This window comes from Staphylococcus sp. EG-SA-2 (assembly GCF_017152085.1).
Genome location: NZ_JACYHC010001214.1, coordinates 1 through 642 on the forward strand (window position 1 = coordinate 1; position 642 = coordinate 642).

At 34.7% G+C, this 642-nt stretch carries 1 protein-coding gene and 1 pseudogene; both read left to right on the forward strand.

Annotation, left to right across the window (positions count from 1 at the left end; genetic code table 11):
• Positions 1 to 500: phosphonate ABC transporter ATP-binding protein (locus tag IDG60_RS28170; RefSeq protein WP_206160630.1), on the forward strand; the 500-nt coding region annotated here is incomplete at its 5' end.
• Between the two features lies 1 nt (position 501).
• Positions 502 to 642: pseudogene (locus IDG60_RS28175) on the forward strand (phosphonate ABC transporter, permease protein PhnE); the annotation flags it as partial.

Sequence of the window (642 nt, forward strand, 5' to 3'; positions counted from 1 at the left end):
TAGTTAAACGGTCAAGTGTATTACGAAATGTACTAAGTGGACGTGTAGGTTATCACCCTACTTGGAAAATGGTATTAGGTTTATTCCCAAAAGAAGACAAAATTAAAGCAATGGATGCACTAGAACGCGTCAATATCTTAGATAAATATAATCAACGCTCTGATGAATTATCAGGTGGCCAACAACAACGTATATCTATTGCACGTGCGCTATGCCAAGAATCCGAAATTATTCTTGCAGATGAACCAGTTGCTTCATTAGACCCATTAACAACGAAACAGGTTATGGATGATTTAAGAAAAATCAACCAAGAATTAGGCATCACAATTTTAATTAATTTACATTTTGTTGACTTGGCAAAAGAATATGGCACACGCATCATTGGTTTACGTGATGGTGAAGTTGTCTATGATGGTCCTGCATCTGAAGCAACAGATGACGTATTTAGTGAAATATATGGACGTACAATTAAAGAAGATGAAAAGCTAGGAGTGAACTAACATGCCTTTAGAAATACCTACAAAGTATGACTCCCTTTTAAAGAAAAAGGTTTCTTTAAAAACGAGTTTTACCTTCATGTTAATCATTGTGCTTATCATTTGGAGCTTCATTTATACGGGGTTTAATTTTGGAGATTTAATG